Annotated in this window: 15 protein-coding genes; 11 read left to right on the top strand and 4 right to left on the bottom strand. The window is 71.3% G+C overall.

The window, feature by feature from the left end:
• Nucleotides 1-318 precede the first annotated feature (318 nt).
• The 4 genes from IEY73_RS29630 to IEY73_RS29615 are packed head-to-tail and all read left to right on the top strand — an operon-like array spanning nt 319 to nt 4094.
• Complete coding sequence (locus IEY73_RS29630; RefSeq protein ID WP_189082647.1) at nt 319-1269, top strand: ROK family glucokinase; 951 nt, start codon at nt 319-321, stop codon at nt 1267-1269.
• An 11-nt stretch (nt 1270-1280) separates the two neighbouring features.
• The gene (locus IEY73_RS29625) at nt 1281-1952 is read left to right on the top strand and encodes an endonuclease/exonuclease/phosphatase family protein (RefSeq protein WP_229716279.1); all 672 of its coding nucleotides are present in this window, start codon (nt 1281-1283) and stop codon (nt 1950-1952) included.
• 25 nt (nt 1953-1977) lie between these two features.
• Nucleotides 1978-3321, top strand: a complete 1344-nt coding sequence (locus IEY73_RS29620; protein ID WP_229716278.1) for a flavin-containing monooxygenase — start codon at nt 1978-1980, stop codon at nt 3319-3321.
• Nucleotides 3318-4094: an alpha/beta hydrolase gene (locus IEY73_RS29615; protein WP_229716277.1), complete on the top strand. Its 777-nt coding sequence runs from the start codon at nt 3318-3320 to the stop codon at nt 4092-4094. The genes IEY73_RS29620 and IEY73_RS29615 overlap by 4 nt, the downstream gene beginning before the upstream one ends.
• Nucleotides 4095-4141: 47 nt before the next feature.
• Here IEY73_RS29615 and IEY73_RS29610 read toward each other — a convergent pair whose 3' ends face one another.
• From IEY73_RS29610 to IEY73_RS29600, 3 genes are all read right to left on the bottom strand, one after another.
• Nucleotides 4142-5560 carry an alpha,alpha-trehalose-phosphate synthase (UDP-forming) gene (locus IEY73_RS29610; RefSeq protein WP_189082645.1) on the bottom strand — a complete coding sequence of 473 codons (1419 nt, stop codon included), beginning with the start codon at nt 5558-5560 and terminating at the stop codon, nt 4142-4144.
• 80 nt (nt 5561-5640) lie between these two features.
• Nucleotides 5641-6636 carry a DUF308 domain-containing protein gene (locus tag IEY73_RS29605; RefSeq protein WP_189082644.1) on the bottom strand — a complete coding sequence of 332 codons (996 nt, stop codon included), beginning with the start codon at nt 6634-6636 and terminating at the stop codon, nt 5641-5643.
• A gap of 276 nt (nt 6637-6912) precedes the next feature.
• Nucleotides 6913-7557, bottom strand: coding sequence for a Crp/Fnr family transcriptional regulator (locus IEY73_RS29600; protein WP_373292906.1), 645 nt, complete (start codon nt 7555-7557; stop codon nt 6913-6915).
• A gap of 273 nt (nt 7558-7830) precedes the next feature.
• Here IEY73_RS29600 and IEY73_RS29595 point away from each other — a divergent pair, with 273 nt between their 5' ends.
• The 6 genes from IEY73_RS29595 (at nt 7831) to proC (ending at nt 12200) form a co-directional block, all read left to right on the top strand.
• A complete protein-coding gene (locus IEY73_RS29595; protein ID WP_189082642.1) occupies nt 7831-8706 on the top strand; it encodes a phosphotransferase enzyme family protein in 876 nt (291 codons plus the stop codon).
• Between the two features lie 22 nt (nt 8707-8728).
• Nucleotides 8729-9232 carry a polyadenylate-specific 3'-exoribonuclease AS gene (locus tag IEY73_RS29590; protein ID WP_189082641.1) on the top strand — a complete coding sequence of 168 codons (504 nt, stop codon included), beginning with the start codon at nt 8729-8731 and terminating at the stop codon, nt 9230-9232.
• Nucleotides 9233-9302: 70 nt separating this feature from the next.
• Complete coding sequence (locus IEY73_RS29585) at nt 9303-9575, top strand: PLD nuclease N-terminal domain-containing protein (protein WP_189082640.1); 273 nt, start codon at nt 9303-9305, stop codon at nt 9573-9575.
• Between the two features lie 69 nt (nt 9576-9644).
• Complete coding sequence (locus IEY73_RS29580) at nt 9645-10145, top strand: pyridoxamine 5'-phosphate oxidase family protein (protein ID WP_189082639.1); 501 nt, start codon at nt 9645-9647, stop codon at nt 10143-10145.
• 131 nt (nt 10146-10276) lie between these two features.
• On the top strand, nt 10277-11305 hold the full coding sequence (locus IEY73_RS29575) for a 6-phosphofructokinase (RefSeq protein WP_189082638.1): 1029 nt from the start codon (nt 10277-10279) through the stop codon (nt 11303-11305).
• Nucleotides 11306-11372: 67 nt separating this feature from the next.
• Nucleotides 11373-12200 (top strand): pyrroline-5-carboxylate reductase, encoded by an 828-nt coding sequence (gene proC, locus IEY73_RS29570; protein ID WP_189082637.1) that lies wholly within the window; start codon nt 11373-11375, stop codon nt 12198-12200.
• A 500-nt stretch (nt 12201-12700) separates the two neighbouring features.
• On the opposite strand, the gene IEY73_RS29565 is transcribed toward proC, so the two are convergent.
• A complete protein-coding gene (locus tag IEY73_RS29565) occupies nt 12701-14089 on the bottom strand; it encodes a cellulase family glycosylhydrolase (RefSeq protein WP_189082636.1) in 1389 nt (462 codons plus the stop codon).
• A gap of 212 nt (nt 14090-14301) precedes the next feature.
• Here IEY73_RS29565 and IEY73_RS29560 point away from each other — a divergent pair, with 212 nt between their 5' ends.
• Nucleotides 14302-16983 carry a cellulose binding domain-containing protein gene (locus tag IEY73_RS29560; protein WP_306661559.1) on the top strand — a complete coding sequence of 894 codons (2682 nt, stop codon included), beginning with the start codon at nt 14302-14304 and terminating at the stop codon, nt 16981-16983.
• Nucleotides 16984-16985 lie beyond the last annotated feature (2 nt).

Here is a 16985-nt window from a genome sequence, read left to right as displayed (position 1 = left end):
GCGCCGCCGTCCGCCGCGCCGCCGTCCGGCTCGCCGTCCGCCTCGGCCAGGCCCGCCTCGGAGCCCGCCTCGGAGCCCGCCCCGGAGTCGCGTCCCGCCTCGCCGCCTCGGGCGGGGGCGGACGTCTGGGCCGCCGCCACATCGGCACCGGCGGTTCCCCGTGTGCCGGATGCGACTGGCGTGGATCATGATGGTGCCGGTGCATCGGCGCAGACCGGTGCGGCGCCGGCCGCGGAGCCGGGCGGACGACGGGACGACCCGGCGGGCGACGACGCCCCCGGAGCGGCCGGTCATTGACCAACAGGAAGGACGGGCAGCGTGACGCTGACCATCGGAGTCGACGTCGGCGGCACCAAGGTGGCCGGTGGAGTGGTGGACGATGATGGCGCCGTGCTGAGCAGCACCCGGCGCGACACTCCCGCCCAGGACCAGGCCGGCACCCGGGACACCATCGCGGCGGTGGCGGCCGACCTCGCCGCGCAGCATCCGGAGGCCACCGCGGTCGGCATCGGGGCGGCGGCCTGGATCGACGCCTCCGGGTCCACCGTCCTGTTCGCGCCCAACCTGGCATGGCGCGACGAGCCGTTGCGGGACTACGTCAGCAAGGCGGTGGGTCTGCCCACGGTGCTGGAGAACGACGCCAACGTGGCCGCCTGGGCGGAGTTCCGATACGGCGCGGCGCGGCACGCGGACGACTCCATGGTCATGATCACCGTGGGCACCGGGATCGGCGGCGGCGTGGTGCTCGGCGGGCGGCTGTGGCGCGGCGCCAACGGGATCGCCGGCGAGCTGGGCCACATCCAGTCCGTCCCGGACGGGCATCCCTGCGGCTGCGGTCGGCTCGGGTGCCTGGAGCAGTACGCGAGCGGCAACGCCCTGGTCCGGTTCGCCCGTGCCGGCGCGCGGCAGGAACCAGACCGGGCCGGTCTGCTGCTCGACCTGGCCGGGGGAGACCCGATGGCCATCCACGGCCGGCAGGTCACCGAGGCGGCGCAGAACGGCGACGGGGTGGCTCGCGACGCCTTCGCCCAGATCGGGTACTGGCTGGGCGTGGCGATGGCGGACCTGGCGCAGATCTTCGACCCGCAGGTGCTGGTGGTGGGCGGCGGCGTGATCGACGCCGGTGATCTGCTCATGGGACCCACCGAGGACACCTATCGCGACCAGTTGAAGCAGCGCGGCCGGTTCCCGGTCGCCGAATTGCGGGCGGCGGAGACGGGCAGTTCGGCGGGCGTCGTCGGCGCGGCAGACCTGGCCCGGCAGGGCTGAGGAGGAACGACGTGGTTCCGCTGCGGGTGCTGAGTTACAACGTGCATGGTCTGCGCGATGACCGTGCGGCGCTGACCGCTCTGGTCCGGGAACACGCGCCGGACGTGCTGATCGTGCAGGAGGCCCCGCGGCGGTTCCGGTGGCGGCACCGGTGCGCGGCGCTGGCCGACGAGTGCGGCATGGTCGTCGCGGCCGGCGGTCAGCCGGCGCTGGGCAACCTGCTGCTGGTGTCGCTGCGGGTGCGGATACACCGGACGTGGTGCGTGCGCTACCCGTTGACGCCCGGCCGTCACCTGCGCGGCGCGGTGTTCGCCCACGCGTCGGTGGGCGGCGCCGGGTTCACCGTGTCCGGTTCGCATCTGGCCACCGACCCGGCCGAGCGCCCCGCGCAGGCGGCCCGGTGGAAGGGCGAGCTGGCCACGCTCGACGGGCCGGTGGTCGCGGCCGGGGATCTCAACGAGGGTCCGGGCGGGGGCGCGTGGCGCACCGTGGCCGACGGGTTCGCCCCGCCGCCGCCGTCCGCGCCGACCTTCCCGGCGACGCTGCCCCGGATTCAGCTCGACGCGCTGTTCGTCTCGCCGGACATTTCGGTCGATGCGTACGAGGTCGTCGAGTCCGACCTGGCCCGGCGTGCCAGCGACCATCTCCCGGTGCGGGCGGACCTGCTGCTGCCTTCCTCCTAGCCCGCGGGTCTGCAAGGATCCTCGGGTGGCCGACACCCCCCTCGCCGACCGGACCGACGCCGTCTGCGTGATCGGCGCGGGCGGCAGCGGCCTCGCGGCGGTCAAAAGCCTGCGGGAGCACGGCTTCGCGGTCGACTGTTACGAGCGTGAGACCTCGGTCGGCGGCGCCTGGAACTGGCGGCACGATCGCAGCCCGGTCTCCTCCGGCACGCACCTGATCTCCTCGCGCCCGCTGACCGAGTTCCCCGACTTCCCGATGCCGGACTCCTGGCCGGACTATCCGCGCCACAGCCAGGTTCTGTCCTATCTGGAGCGGTACGCGGCGCATTTCGGTCTGCGTGAGCACATCTGGTTCGGCACCGAGGTGGTGGCCGCGACGCCGGTGGGCGACGGACGGTGGGACGTCACCACGCGCAGCACCGGCGGCGGGGCCGAGCGCACCCAGCGGTACGCCGCGGTGGTCGCGGCCAACGGCCACAACTGGTCGCCCAAGCCGGTGACCCTGGAGGGCGCCGACGACTTCCGCGGACGGATCCTGCCGGCGTCGGCCTACAAGGACCCGGCCCAGTTGCGCGGCCGCAAGGTGCTGGTGATCGGCGGCGGCAACACCGGCTGCGACATCGCCGTGGAGGCAGCACAGCACGCCGCCGCGGTGTGGCATTCCACCCGCCGCGGTTACTGGTACGCGCCGAAGTTCGTCCTCGGCCGCCCCGCCGACCAGATCAACGCGCTGGCCCGGCGATGGCGGCTGCCACTGCGCCTGCGTCAGTGGCTGTACCACCGCACGGTGCGCCTGACCGTCGGGGACGTCACGCGGTTCGGCCTCGCCGCGCCGGACCACCGCCCGTACGAGAGTCATCCCCTCGTCAACAGCCAGCTCATCTACTACGTCGGGCATGGCCGGATCACGCCGGTGGCCGACGTGGCCCGCCTGGAGGCGTTCGCGGTGACGCTCACCGACGGCATGCGCGTCGAACCCGACCTGATCGTCACCGCCACGGGTTATCTGCCGCGGTTCGAATTCCTCGCGCCGCAACTGCTCGACATGGACGACGACGGCCGCCCCGATCTGCACCTGCATGCCTTCGCCCGGCGGCATCCGACGCTGGCCGTGATCGGTCTGGTGCAGTCCGACGGCGGCCTGTTCCCCCTGGCCCACTGGCAGAGCGTGGCGGTGGCGCGGTGGCTGCGGCTGCGCATCGCCGACCCGGCGCGGGCCGGTGCGGTGCAGCAGAAGGAATCGCAACGCCCGATCGCCTCCTGGAGCCGCACCCGGACGGTGCCGTCCTCCCGGCACTGGTTCGAGGTCAGCTTCGTCGACTACCTCCGCGCCCTCGGTGAGCTGATCGACCGGTTGGAGCCGGCGTGAACCCGATCCGATTCGACGACTGGACCGCCCCGGTCCCGGCGGTGCGCCGCGAGGTGCTGTCCGTGCTGCCCGAGGAGGAGACCGACCGGCCGCCGGTGCTGTTCGTGCCGGGCCTGGGGCACGGCGCATGGGCGTTCGCCGAGCACTGGCTGGCGCACGCCGCGGAGCGCGGATATCCGGCCCATTCGGTCTCCCCGCGTGACCGTGGTGACCTGCGCGCGCAGGTGCACGACGTGGTGCAGGTGGCGGTCTCGTTGCCCCGTCAAGTGGTGCTGGTCGGGCACGGTGCCGGCGCCCGGGTGGTGGCGCGGGTCCTGGCGCGCTATCCGGCTCGTGCCGCCGTGCTCGCCGCGCCGCTGCTGGACGGGCGGGCCGCGCTGGGCGCCGCGTTACGCGCCAACCCGGCGGGCACGCTGCCCGCGCTGGTCGGCGGCAGGCTGCGGGTGAACCGCCGCCAGTTGTTCGGGCCCGGCATGCCCGCCGAGCGCGCCGACGCGTACCTGGGCCGGCTCGTCCACCCGGGCGCCCGGATGCAGCGTCAGCTCGCCGGCCGCGACGCCTCGCCGGCCCCGGTGGGTGATCCGCCGGTGCTGGTCGTGGGCAGCCCGGACGACCGGGTGGTGCCGCGCGCGTCGCTGGACCGGGCGGCGGTCCGTCACGGCGGCGCCCCGCTGCTGTTCCCGGGTATGGGACACGACCTGATGCTGGACACCGGATGGACGGAACCGCTGGACGCCATCCTGGACTGGCTGGACAAGGAACTCGGCGGCTGAGTGGGAACTCGGCGGCTGAGTGGGAACTCGGCGGGGCTCGGCCCGCGTCACGCCCGGCGGGCCAGCCGTTCCGCCAGCCGACCGGTGTGGTCCAGGGTGCTCAGATAGTCCCGTGCCCACGCCATGATGTCGTGGCTGCGCAGATGGGCGCGCATCCGCTCCATCCGGGTGGCGAGGTCCGCCGGCTCGGCCTCCATCGCCCGCAGCAGGGTGTCCTTCAAGCCCTCCACATCGTGCGGATTGACCAGGAACGCGTCGTTCAGCTCGTCGGCGGCGCCGGCGAACTCGCTGAGCACCAGCGCCCCGCTGCCGTCCTCGCGGGCCGCCACGAACTCCTTCGCCACCAGGTTCATGCCGTCCCGCAGCGGCGTCACCACCATGACGTCGGCGGTCTGGTACAGCGCCGCCAGCTCGGCCCGGTCGAACGGCTGGATGAGGTAGTGGATGGCCGGCTCGCCCACCCGCCCGTACTCTCCGTTGATCCGCCCGACCTCACCCTCGATCCGGTCGCGCAGCGTGCGATAGCTCTCCACCCGCTCCCGGCTGGGCACCGCGACCTGCACCAGCACCGTGTCGCGGACCTTCACCAGCCCGTCGCGCAACAGTTCCCGGTACGCGGTGAGCCGGTGCTCGATGCCCTTGGTGTAGTCCAGCCGGTCCACACTGAGCAGGATCCGCCGCGGCTGCCCGAGCAGGCCGCGCAGTTCGCGGGCATGCGCCACCACGTCCGGCCGGGCGGCCAGCGCCTGCATCTCGGCCACGTCGATGGAGACCGGGAAGGCGCCGGTACGCGTGGTCCGGCCGCCGAGCGTGATGGTGCGGTCGTTCGCCTGCGCGCCGAGCAGTTTGGTCGCGAGCTGGGCGATGTTGTGCGCGGCCTGCGGACGCTGGAAGCCGACCAGGTCCGCGCCGAGCATGCCGCGCAGCAGTTCGGCCCGGCGGGGCAGTTGCATGAACAGCTCCGGCGGTGGGAACGGCACGTGCATGAAGAAGCCGATGAGCAGATCGGGGCGCATCTGCCGGAGCATCTCCGGCACCAGTTGCAGGTGATAGTCCTGCACCCAGACCGCCGCACCCTGCTCCGCCACTTCGGCGGCGGCCTCGGCGAACCGGCGGTTCACCACCAGGTAGGTCTCCCACCAGCCGCGGTCGAACAGGGGCGGCTCGACGGCGTCGTGGTAGAGCGGCCACAGTGTCGAGTTCGCGAACCCTTCGTAGTAGCCACGCAACTCGTCCTCGGTCAGGGCGACGGAGCGCAGCCGCAGCGTCCCGATGTCCGGCAGTGGACGGGGTGGCCCGGCGCCGCCCGCCCATCCCACCCAGGTGGCCGGGGCTTGGCGGAGGATCGAGTGCAGGGCGCTGGCCAGTCCGCCGGGATTGCGGCGCCACTCGCATGCGCCGTCGGGTGCGACATTGTCGTCCAGCGGGAGACGGTTCGCGACTACCACGAGCGAGCTCTGGCGCATCACGAAAGGCTACTGCATGGCTACCGAACGAGGCAGCGGCGGGTGTCGATCTGTGACCGGTCTAGCCGCACGGCCGCGGTTCAGACGACCGCCCCGTCGTCGAAATCGTCGTCGTCATCGCCGGAGCGCAACCGCCACACCAGCGTGACCGCGCCCGCCACCACCGCGGAGAAGCCGATCAACGTGACCACGTCCTGGCCCACCGCGGGCAGCAACCCGGGGAACAGGAACAGCACGAAACCGACCACGATGCCGAGGATCCCGGCCATCGCGTACTTGGAGATGTGCGGGAGCGGGGGCGGCGGCGGTGGCACGTACCGTTCGTCGTCGGAGTCGTCGGGCAGGTCCGCGCCGAAGGTGTCGAGGCCGTCGAGCAGCGACGGTTCCGGATCGTCGCGCCGGTCGGTGCGGCGACGGTTGTGCGCCACTGCGGCCGGTGGCTCCGGCGGTGCCTCGCCCCACCCCGGCGGCAGGCCCGTGCCCGGGGACCGGCCCGCATCGGGCATGCCGGTTGCCGGGCCCGTACCCGGTGCCGGGCCCGTGTCATGCATCGGGCCCGTGTCATGCATCGGGCCGGGCGCCGTGTCGGTGCCCGGCGGCCCGGGGAGAAGCCCCGTCGGATCCGCCAGCGGATCCGGTGCGCGGGTCGCATCGACGCCCTCCGCCGCGGGCCACGGAGCGGCGGAGGCGTCCACCGGCGTGTGGTAGCCGGCGATGATCTGCGCCCATTCCGCGTCGATGTCCCGCTGGCTGCCGCCCGCCGGTTCCGGCTCGTCCTCGCGCGGCGTCATCGGGGTCGGGCCGAGCCCGCCGGTCAGCTTGTGCAGATGCTCGCGGGCCACCGCCAACCGCGTGCGGTCGACGTAGAGGCGATCGGTCGGACGGGCCGGAAAGGTGGTCGCCCGCAGAATCGGATTGAGGTCCGCCGACGGCTGGAGGTAGGCCGCGATGCCGCCGGCCGCAAGCACGTCCAGCAGGTGCTCGCCGACCCGCGGATCCACGTCGCCGGCGACCGCGTAGTCAGCCGCGTCGAGCCCGTTGTCCCGCCGCCCGCGACGGGCGCCGCCTGTTGACACCCCACACACTCCCTCGCCGACCGTGCCAGCAATGGTGACACGACAAGTGCCGGTTGCGGGAGTGCGTTGTGGCGCGATGCTCTCCCGTCGCACGCCCGTCGAAGCCGGGATGTCCCGGGAGGCCGATCCTGCGGCGATCGCTTCCAGTCGACCCAGCGCCGGCCGGACGGCCCGCAGCCGCGGCGATCTTGAAGTTTGCGGTCCGACATAACGGGTCTTATGCCACTTATCGGGCACTCTTTCCTCAAGATCGGCGGGGTGGGGGCCCCGGCCGACTCAGGCCGAGTTCATCCCCGCTCGGCGTCGCAGCGCCGCCACGTCGGTCACCACGATGCGGCGGCCTTCGGTGCGCAGCCAGCCGCGGTTCGCGAAGGAGCCGATCGCCTGGTTCACGCTCTGCCGGGAGCCGCCCGCCATCTCGGCTAGCTGGCTCTGGTTGAGCTCGATGGTGATCATCGGAGCTTGACTTTCGCCTGCCAGCCGGACCAGCGTCTTGGCCACTCGGCCCGGCAGGTCGAGGAAGACGTGGTCGGCGTTCTGCTCGGTGAGCCGGCGGATCAGCCCGCCGACGGAGCGCATCACCGCGTCCAGGATGCGGGGGTTGGAGTGGACCAGTTCCATGAACGCGGCCCGGGACAGGGTCAGTGCCTGACAGTCTTCGATGGCTTCCGCGGAGGCGCTGCGCGTGGAAGCGTCCAGGAGCGATACTTCCCCCAGCACGTCGGGGGGTCGCACGACGGTGAGCACCGCGCGTTCGCCGGTGGGGGCGGTGCGGAACACCGCGACCGCGCCGCGCTTGAGGATGATCAGGGATTCGCCGGGGTCGTGTTCGACGAAGAGGATCTGGCCCTTGCGGTAGGTCCGTGGCACCGCGGTGGCGATCACACGTTGGCGCACGTCGGGTTCCAGGCCGGCGAACATGTCCACGCCCGTGAGGGCGTCGCCGTTATCCGGCGGACGATGGTCCACGGCTCTTCCCTCCCCGACCCGCACCGGCCCCTCGGCGCGGACGAACACTCATAGCATGAAGAGCACGGCCTACGCCATTTGATACGTACCGATGCATCGTTCGTCCGCGGCTACCGCATCGATCATGCCCGCTATGTTGCTGAACGTACAAGGGTCAATCGCCAAGAGTTACTATCGCCCAGGTTGTCCGTCACATTTACCTGATCTGCACCGATAATCGCCGCCGTGCCGGATGATGACCTTCTGCGATCGATGCTGCGCGATGAATGGCACCTGGTGCCGGGGGATCTCACCAGGCTTCAGGGCGGGCTGCTGTCCCGTGCCTGGGAGTTTGAGGCGAGCGGGCACACGCACCTGGCGCGGCTGTCCGACGGCCCGGTGCGCCCGAGCGTCGAGGCGGGTCTCGCCGCTGCGGCACACCTTCTGGATCATGGCATCGCCGCGGGCACCCCGGTGCGTACGCTCGGCGGAGCCCTGACCGTGACACTCGGATCCGGCGCGCTCGCCGTGCTGCGCCGGGTGCCGGGCCGCTCGCTGGCCGGCGCCGACCCGGTGGATCAGCAGTGGTGGGGTGATCGGCTCGGTGCGGTGCATCGGGTGCTGCAACATTTCCAGCATCCGGGGTTGCGGCCGTGGAACCTGCTCGATGCCGGCGCCGGGCATCTGGACGCCCAGCCGTGGCTGCGGGAGGCGGTCACCGCGGCGGTCACCGCGATGACCAGGCTCTCGGTGACCGACCGCCTGACGTACGGGGTGCTGCACGGTGATCCGGCCCCGGAGGATTTCGTCGTCGACCTGGACACCGGTCGTGCCGGGATTCTCGACTGCGGGGTCAGCGGCACCGGCCCGCTGGTCTACGACGTCGCCGCGGCGGTCGTCTATGCCGGTGGCCTGATGGCCGCGGGCGAACTGCTCGACGGATACCTGTCGGCGGGGCCGGTGCGACAGGATGAGCTTGAGGCCGCGCTGCCCGTGTTGCTGCGGTTCCGGTGGGCCGTGCAGGCCGATCGCTACGCGCGGCTGTTGTCCGGGCCGTGTTCCGAGCGCGCCGGACACGAGTTGCGGCGCGCACGCGAGGCCCTGGATGCGCTGCCGGGCTAGCCATGGTTAAGGATGTCCCACGATGGTTTACCGCTACTTTTACGACTGCGAGTTCATCGAGGACGGCCGGGTGGTCGACCTCGTCTCGATCGGCGTGGTGGATGAGGCCGGCCGCGAGTTCTACGCCGTGTCGACCCAGTTCGACGCCGCCAAGGCCGTGCCGTGGGTGCGTCGCAACGTGCTCGACAAGCTGCCGTCGCCCGCCGATCCGGCATGGCGGTCGCGCGAGCGCATCCGCGACGACCTGCACGCGTTCCTCGTCGAACCGCTCGCCGACCGGGACGAGCAGCTCGAACTGTGGGCCTGGTATGCCGCGTACGACCATGTGGCGCTGGCTCAATTGTGGGGTGCCATGCCCGCGCTGCCGCGGGAGATCCCGCGGTTCACCAAGGATCTGCGGCAACGGTGGGATGACCTGGGCCGTCCGCCGCTGCCCAGCGCGCAGGGCCGGCACGACGCGCTGGTGGACGCCCGCCACAACCTGGCCCGGTGGAACGTCATGGAGTCGGTGCGCGACATCGCCTGAGGCGGGCCCGACCGGCGCCCGCGCCGATAGGCTGTCGATCGGAAGCCGGCAGGCCGATCAGGAGGTAGCGATGAAGCTCACGGACGCCGCGGACGAACTGGCTTCGGCCGTACGCGGGGATCACTCCTCCACCACGAAATGGCGGGACCTGGAGCGCTGGCAACAGGTCGGCATCGTCGGCCTGGCCGCCGCGGAGATCGTGACGACCACGGTGGCGCTCGTCGACATCGTCCGGCGTCCCCGTCCGCAGGTGCGCGGTCCCAAGGTGCTGTGGGCGCTGGGATGCGCCGTGCAACCGTTCGGCCCGGTGGCCTATCTCGCCCTCGGGCGACGCCGGGGCTGACCGGCGAGGCGGTGTTTGACCGGATCTCGCCCGGGAAGTCAGACGTACTGACCGAGAGTGAGGTTTCCGATGACCGAGAAGACCGAGCAGGAACAGCGCGAGACCGTCACCACGATGGTCAAGGACGCCAAGATCTGCATGCTGGCCACGGTCAGCGGTGATGGCAACTTCGTCAGCCGGCCGATGGCGTTGCAGGATGTGGAGTTCGACGGCGATCTGTGGTTCTTCGCCTACGCCGACTCCGACCTGGTTCAGCAGATTCGGGTGAATCCCCAGGTCAACGTATCGTTCAGTGACTCCGGGCAGAGTTCCTGGGTGTCCATCGCCGGCACCGCCGAGCAGGCCGATGACCCGGCGAAGGCCAAGGAGCTGTGGAACCCGATGTTGAAGGCGTGGTTCCCGGACGGCCTGGAGACGCCGAACTTGACGCTCGTCAAGGTGCACGCCCGGACGGCGGAGTACTGGGCGGCTGCGCATGGTAGTCGCGTGCTCACGATGTTCGGCTATGCCAAGGCGGCCGTAACCGGAAAGACCCCGGAAGCGGGCGAGAACGAAACAGTGCGCCTCTAGCGGGGCGCTTTGGTCCGGGCGAGCCGCGGCGACTACAGTGCGCATGCGGCCTGCCCCGGGCCCGGCAACGCGGCCGACCCTTATCCGGAGGCGGGCATCTCGCAACCCGGATCAGGGAGGACGAGTACATCATGCGTATCGGCGTGCTCACCGGAGGCGGAGACTGCCCCGGTCTGAACGCGGTGATCCGAGCGGTGGTGCGTAAGGGCGTCGCCGTCTACGGCCACGAGTTCGTCGGATTCCGCGACGGTTGGAAAGGTCCGCTGGAAGGCCTGACCAAGCCGCTGGGCATCGCGGAGGTCCGCGGCATCCTCCCGCGCGGCGGCACCATCCTCGGCTCCTCACGCACCAACCCCTTCAAGATCGAAGGGGGCGTCGAGCGGATCAAGGCCAACCTGTCCGAGCAGGGCGTCGACGCGCTTGTCGCGATCGGCGGCGAGGACACCCTCGGCGTCGCCACCAAGCTGCACGACCTGGGCGTGAAGGTGGTCGGCGTGCCGAAGACCATCGACAACGACCTGAACGCCACCGACTACACCTTCGGCTTCGACACCGCGGTGAACATCGCGATGGAGGCCATCGACCGGCTGCACACCACCGCCGAGTCGCACCACCGCACACTGGTCGTCGAGGTCATGGGCCGGCACGCCGGCTGGATCGCGCTGCATGCCGGCCTGGCCGGTGGCGCCAACGTCATCCTGCTGCCGGAGCGCAACTTCGACGTGGACCAGGTCGCGACGTACGTGACCAAGCGTTTCCAGGTCGAGTACGCGCCGATCGTCGTGGTGGCCGAGGGCGCGCAGCCGCTGGAGGGCCAGATGGTCCTGCACAACCAGGAGCTGGACGCGTTCGGGCACGTCCGCCTCGGCGGCATCGGCCAGTGGCTGGCCGAGCAGCTTGAGGAGAAGACCGGCAAGGAAGCCCGCACCGTGGTGCTGGGCCACATCCAGCGCGGCGGCACGCCCACCGCGTTCGACCGGGTCCTCGCCACCCGCTTCGGCCTGCAGGCCATCGACGCGGTGAACGAGGGCGACTTCGGCAAGATGATGGCCCTGCGCGGCACCGACATCGTGCGCGTCCCGCTGCTCGACGGCACCGGCGAGCTGAAGACCGTGCCGATCTCGCGCTACGACGAGGCCGAGGTCTTCTTCGGTAGCTGAGCTGGCGATCGTGCCGGCCTGAGCCTGCGACCGTGCCGGCCGCGGGGCCGACGAGCAGGAGGAAAGCATGACGGTAGCGGTGATCGGCGCCGGCAAGATCGGCGAGCTCGTTCTGTCCGGACTGCTCCGGGCCGGATGGTCGGCGTCGGAGCTGCTGGTCACCGCCCGTCGTGCCGAGCGCGGACGGGAACTGACCGAGCGGTACGGCGTACGCGCGGTCGACAACCTGACCGCGGTGACCGAAGCCGACGTGCTGGCGGTGGCGGTCAAACCGCAGGACGCCACCGCCCTGCTCGACGAGATCGGTGCGAAGGTGCCGGCCACGAAGCTGATCGTGTCGCTCTGCGCCGGGCTGCCGACCAGCTTCTTCGCCGCGCGGCTGCCCGAGGGCGCCCCGGTGATCCGGGTGATGACCAACACGCCCGCCCTGGTCGACCAGGCGATGACGGCGATCTCCGCGGGCCCGCACGCCACCGGGGAACACCTGGCGGTGGCGGAGGAGATGTTCAAGCCGCTGGGCGCGACGGTACGCGTGCCAGAGTCCCAACAGGACGCGGTGACCGCCCTGTCCGGCTCCGGACCGGCGTACTTCTATCTGCTCGTCGAGGCGATGATCGACGCGGGCATCCTGCTGGGGCTGCCCCGTCAGGTGGCGCATCAGTTGATCGTGCAGACGGCGATCGGGTCCGCGGTGATGTTGCGCGATTCCGGGGAGCACCCGGTGAAGCTGCGCGAGGCGGTCACCTCGCCGGCGGGCACCACGATTTCGGCAGTACGCGAGTTGGAGAACCACGGCGTCCGCGCGGCACTGCTCTCGGCGCTGGAGGCGGCTCGCGACCGTGCCCGGGAGATCGCGGAACAGGCGGGCCCGGGCACTGCACGCCAGGGGACGTAGAGCGCCGCTGAGGAGCGCCTCCCCGGCGCGGGGTAAGCCGCGTGCCGCAGTCCGCGTTCGACCACCGCCCCGCGCCCCGCGCCGCCGCCCCGTCCCGCGCACGTGCCCTCGTCCCCCCTGGCCTGAGCCGCGCCGCGTCGGCCGTCGCGCGTGCCGATCAAGGACTATGCGTGCCCGTTCCGGAGGGATAAAACCCGACTTGTCCGACCGTGAAGTCCAAGATCGACGTGTGAGTGCCGTCGATCTTGGACTTTCGGGTCGGACAAGTCGGTTATGGCGTGTCAAATCGGGCCAGGAAACTCCAAGATCGGCGGGCGTCGGGCGTCGGGCGTCGGGCGTCGGGCGTCGGGCGTCGGGCGTCGGGCGTCGGGCGTGGGCTCGGGCGTCGGGCGTCGGGCGTCGGGCGTGGGCTCGGGCGTGGGCTCGGGCGTGGGCTCGGGCGTGGGCTCGGGCGGCGGCGCGGGGCGCGGGGCGGGGGTCGGTGGGGAGTGGGGGTGGGGTCAGGTGGCGGAACAGGTCACGGTGGGGATCTCGTTCGTCTGGTTCCAGGACGCCAGGAAGCCCCATTGGGTGGAACCGCCCGCGGTCAGGGAGCCGTTGTACGACATGTTGCGGGCCGTCACCGTGGCGCCCGAGCTGCTCACCGTCGCGTTCCACGCGTTGCTGATGGTCTGCCCGTTGCTCCACGTCCACGTCACGGTCCAGCCGCTGATCGCGCGCGCACCCGCCGTCACCGTGACGGTGCCCTGGAATCCGCCGCTCCAGCTTCCCGCCACCGCGTACGCCGCGGTGCATGCCCCACCCGCCGGCGGGGTGGTCGGGGGTGTGGTGGGCGGAGTCGTGGGCGGGGTGGTCGGGGGTGTGGTGGGCGGAGTTGTCGGTGGCGTGGTCGAGCCGCCGAAGACGGACGCCTCCCGTGCCGTCGCGCGGATGCCGTTCGCCCCGTTGAACAGCCGCTCGCCCCAGGCGGTCAGCGCGTTCGGGTTGAAGTTGGTGACCAGGTCGAGGTATTCGACGCCGCCCCCGTTGCCGCTCCACGACCAGCCGAGGTAGCCGATGCCGCGCGCCTGGGCGGTGGCCATGATGGTGTCCTCGTCCGGGTCGCCGTCGGAGTGCATGTTGCCGAACTCGCCCACCACGATGGGCAGCCCGGCGCTCTGGAACCGGCCCAGGTAGTCGGTGATCTCCGCGGCGGTGTCGAACACGCCGTACATGTGGATGGAGAAGATGGTGTTGCGCTGCGGGTCGGTGGCGAACACCGAGGCGGCGTTGTCGCGCATGACGAACTGCCAGTCCTGGCCCCAGTTCGGCGCGTCCACCATGATCGAGTGTTCGAATCCGGCGGCGCGCAGCCGGGTGATGGCGTTCTTGGTGTCGGCGACCCAGGCCGAGGCGTTGGTGTTGCCGTACGGCTCGTTGCCGATGTTCAGGATGACGTACCGTTCCTGGCCGGCCAGCGCGCTCTTGATGCTGATCCAGTAGTCGACCGCACGAGCCAGCGTGGTGGCGGCGCTGTCCTCGCCGTACCCGGTGGTGTCGTGCACCTCCAGCACGCAGATCAGCCGGTTCGCCTTGCACTGGTTGATCACGTTGGTGACGTCGGCGGCGTCGTTGCGCGTCCACCGGTCGCCGCTGCTGAGCACGATGCGTGCGGTGTTGGCGCCGTGCGCCTTGATACCGGCCAGCGAGGACGTCAACTGGCTGGTGTACCAGGTGTGCGCGTGGTTGACGCCGCGCATGACGAAGGGGTTGCCGTTGGCGTCCACGATCTGACTGCCGCTGACCGTGAAGCCGGCGGCGGCGTGCGCGGCGGGGGCCAGCGCGAGGGCCGCGCCGGCGGCGGTGAGCAGGGCGGCGAAGCCGGCCCACCATCGATTTCTGGTACGCAATGGTCGCTCCGTTCGAAGGGGTCGACGCGCGGGTGCGCCGGGCGGTGGAGACGTGAGCTGGGAGCGCTCCCACTATGGACGATTGCCGATATGTTGCTTGCTGGGTTCGAGCCTGTCAACAAGCAAGAAACCTTCTGTTACGAAAAGCCTTGACTTAGGGCATCGGTGAGGCTCAATCTCATGGGAGCGCTCCCATGAGAGGAGTTACCTCCGTGCACCGCATCAGACTCGCGTGCCTGGTCGCGGCGGCCGTCACGGCCCTCGTCGCGCCCGTGGCGGCCGGTCTCTCCCCGTCGGCCTCCGCCGCGGCGGCCGAGCCGTACGCGTGGCAGAACGTCCGCATCGACGGCGGCGGCTTCGTCCCCAGCGTCGTCTTCAACCGCACCGAGCCGAACCTGATATATGCCCGGACCGACATCGGCGGCGCGTACCGCTGGAACCAGGCCGGGCAGAACTGGATCCCGCTGCTGGACTGGGTGGGCCAGGACGACTGGGGCTACAACGGCGTGCTGAGCATCGCCACCGATCCGGTCGATCCGGACCGGGTCTACGCCGCTGTCGGCATGTACACCAACGGCTGGGACCCGAACAACGGCGCCATCCTGCGCTCCACCGATCGCGGCGACACCTGGCAGATCACCCGCCTGCCGTTCAAGAACGGCGGCAACATGCCCGGCCGCGGCATGGGCGAGCGCCTCGCCGTGGACCCGCGCGACAACCGCACCGTCTACTTCGCCGCCGAGGGTGGCAACGGCCTGTGGCGCAGCACCGATTACGGGGTGACCTGGGCGAAGGTCGGCAACTTCCCGAACGCCGGCAACTATGTTCAGGATCCGTCGGACACCAACGACTATCTCACCCAGAACCAGGGCCTGACCTGGGTCACGTTCGACGAGACACGGCCCGACATCTACGTCGGCGTGGCGGACAAGCAGAACCCGGTCTACCGCTCCACCGACGGCGGGGCCACCTGGGCGCGGATCCCCGGCCAGCCGACCGGGTACCTCGCGCACAAGGGCGTGCTGGACAGCACGAACCACTACCTGTACATCGCCACCAGCGACACCGGTGGCCCGTACGACGGGGCCGAAGGTGGCGTCTGGCGGCTGAACACGCAGACCGGCGCGTGGACCGACGTGTCGCCGACCCCGGCCGCCGACGCGTACTACGGCTATTCCGGCCTGACCCTGGACCGGCAGCACCCGGGCACGCTGATCGTGGCCACGCAGATCTCCTGGTGGCCGGACGCGATCTTCTTCCGCAGCACCGACAGCGGAGCCACCTGGTCCCGGATCTGGGACTTCGCCGGCTATCCGAGCGTCACCAAGCGGTACACCATGGACATCACCGCGGACCCGTGGCTGGACTTCAACAACAACCCGCAACCGCCGGAGTCCTCGCCCAAGCTGGGCTGGATGAACGAGTCGCTGGAGATCGACCCGTTCGACTCCGACCGGATGCTGTACGGCACCGGCGCCACTGTCTACGGCACCACCAACCTCACCGCCTGGGACTCCGGCGGCACCGTCACCATCCGCCCGATGGCCACCGGCCTGGAGGAGACCGCCGTCCTCGACCTGGCCAGCCCGCCCTCCGGGGCGCCGCTGGTCAGCGCGCTGGGTGACATCGGCGGTTTCTACCACGCCGACCTGGACGCCGTGCCGCCGAACTTCCACGACACCCCCAGTCTGGGCAGCAACACCAGCCTGGACTTCGCGGAGGCGAACCCGTCCTTCTTCGTCCGGGTGGGCAACGCCGACGCGGCGCCGCACATCGGCGTCTCCTCCGACGGCGGCCGGACGTGGTACGCCGGGCAGGAACCGAGCGGCGTCACCGGCGGCGGCACGGTGGCCGTCGGCGCGGACGCCGGCGCGGTGGTCTGGGCCCCGGCCGGTACGGGCGTGTACTACTCGACCACCCGCGGCTCCTCGTGGACCGCCGCGGCGGGCCTGCCGGCGGGCGCGACGGTGCAGGCCGACCGGGTGGATCCGACGACCTTCTACGGGTACGCCGCGGGCACGTTCTACACCAGCACCGACGGCGGCGCGACCTTCACCGCATCGTCCGCCGCCATGCCGGCCGACGGGCGGGTGAACGTCGCGGCGGTGCCCGGACACCGCGGCGACGTGTGGCTGGCGGGCGGCACCGGCCTGCTGCGCTCCACCGACGCGGGCCGGACCTTCAGCCGGATGGCCGGCGTGGACGACGGCGTGAACGTCGCGTTCGGCAAGGCCGCGCCGGGCGCGACCTACCCGGCGGTGTTCCTGGTCGGCTCGGTCGACGGGACCGACGGCGTCTACCGCTCGGACAACACCGGCTTCGCCTGGGTGCGCATCAACGACGACGCGCACCAGTACGGCAACATGGGCGACGCGCTGGCCGGCGACCCGCGGGTCTACGGGCGCGTCTATCTGGGCACCAACGGCCGCGGCATCCTCTACGCCGACCGGCAGGGCGGACCGTCGTCGCCGACCCCGTCACCCAGCTCGCCCACTCCCAGCTCGCCCACTCCCAGCTCGCCCATCCCCAGCACCCCGCCGACCTCGCCGCCCACCTCGGATCCGTCACCGAGCGGCCCGGCCGGCGCCGGATGCTCCGCGACCTACCGGGTGACCGGATCGTGGACCGGCGGGTTCCAGGCCGAGGTGACCGTGCGCAACACCGCGAGCAGCGCGGCCGGCGGCTGGACGGTGGGCTGGTCGTTCACCGCCGGGCAGGCCGTCTCGCAGAGCTGGTCCGCCGACGTCACCCAGTCCGGTGCCGCGGTCACCGCCCGCAACGCCGCGTGGAACGGCGCCCTGGCCCCGAACGCGTCCACCACGTTCGGCTTCCTGGGCACCACCACCGCAAGCAACCCCGTCCCGGCGCCGATCACCTGCACCACCAGCCCGTAACC

The sequence above is a fragment of the Mangrovihabitans endophyticus genome, from assembly GCF_014646155.1.
Taxonomy (GTDB): domain Bacteria; phylum Actinomycetota; class Actinomycetes; order Mycobacteriales; family Micromonosporaceae; genus Actinoplanes; species Actinoplanes endophyticus.
The sequence above is the reverse complement of the archived record's forward strand: the minus strand, read 5'-3'. Positions and strand labels throughout refer to the sequence as shown.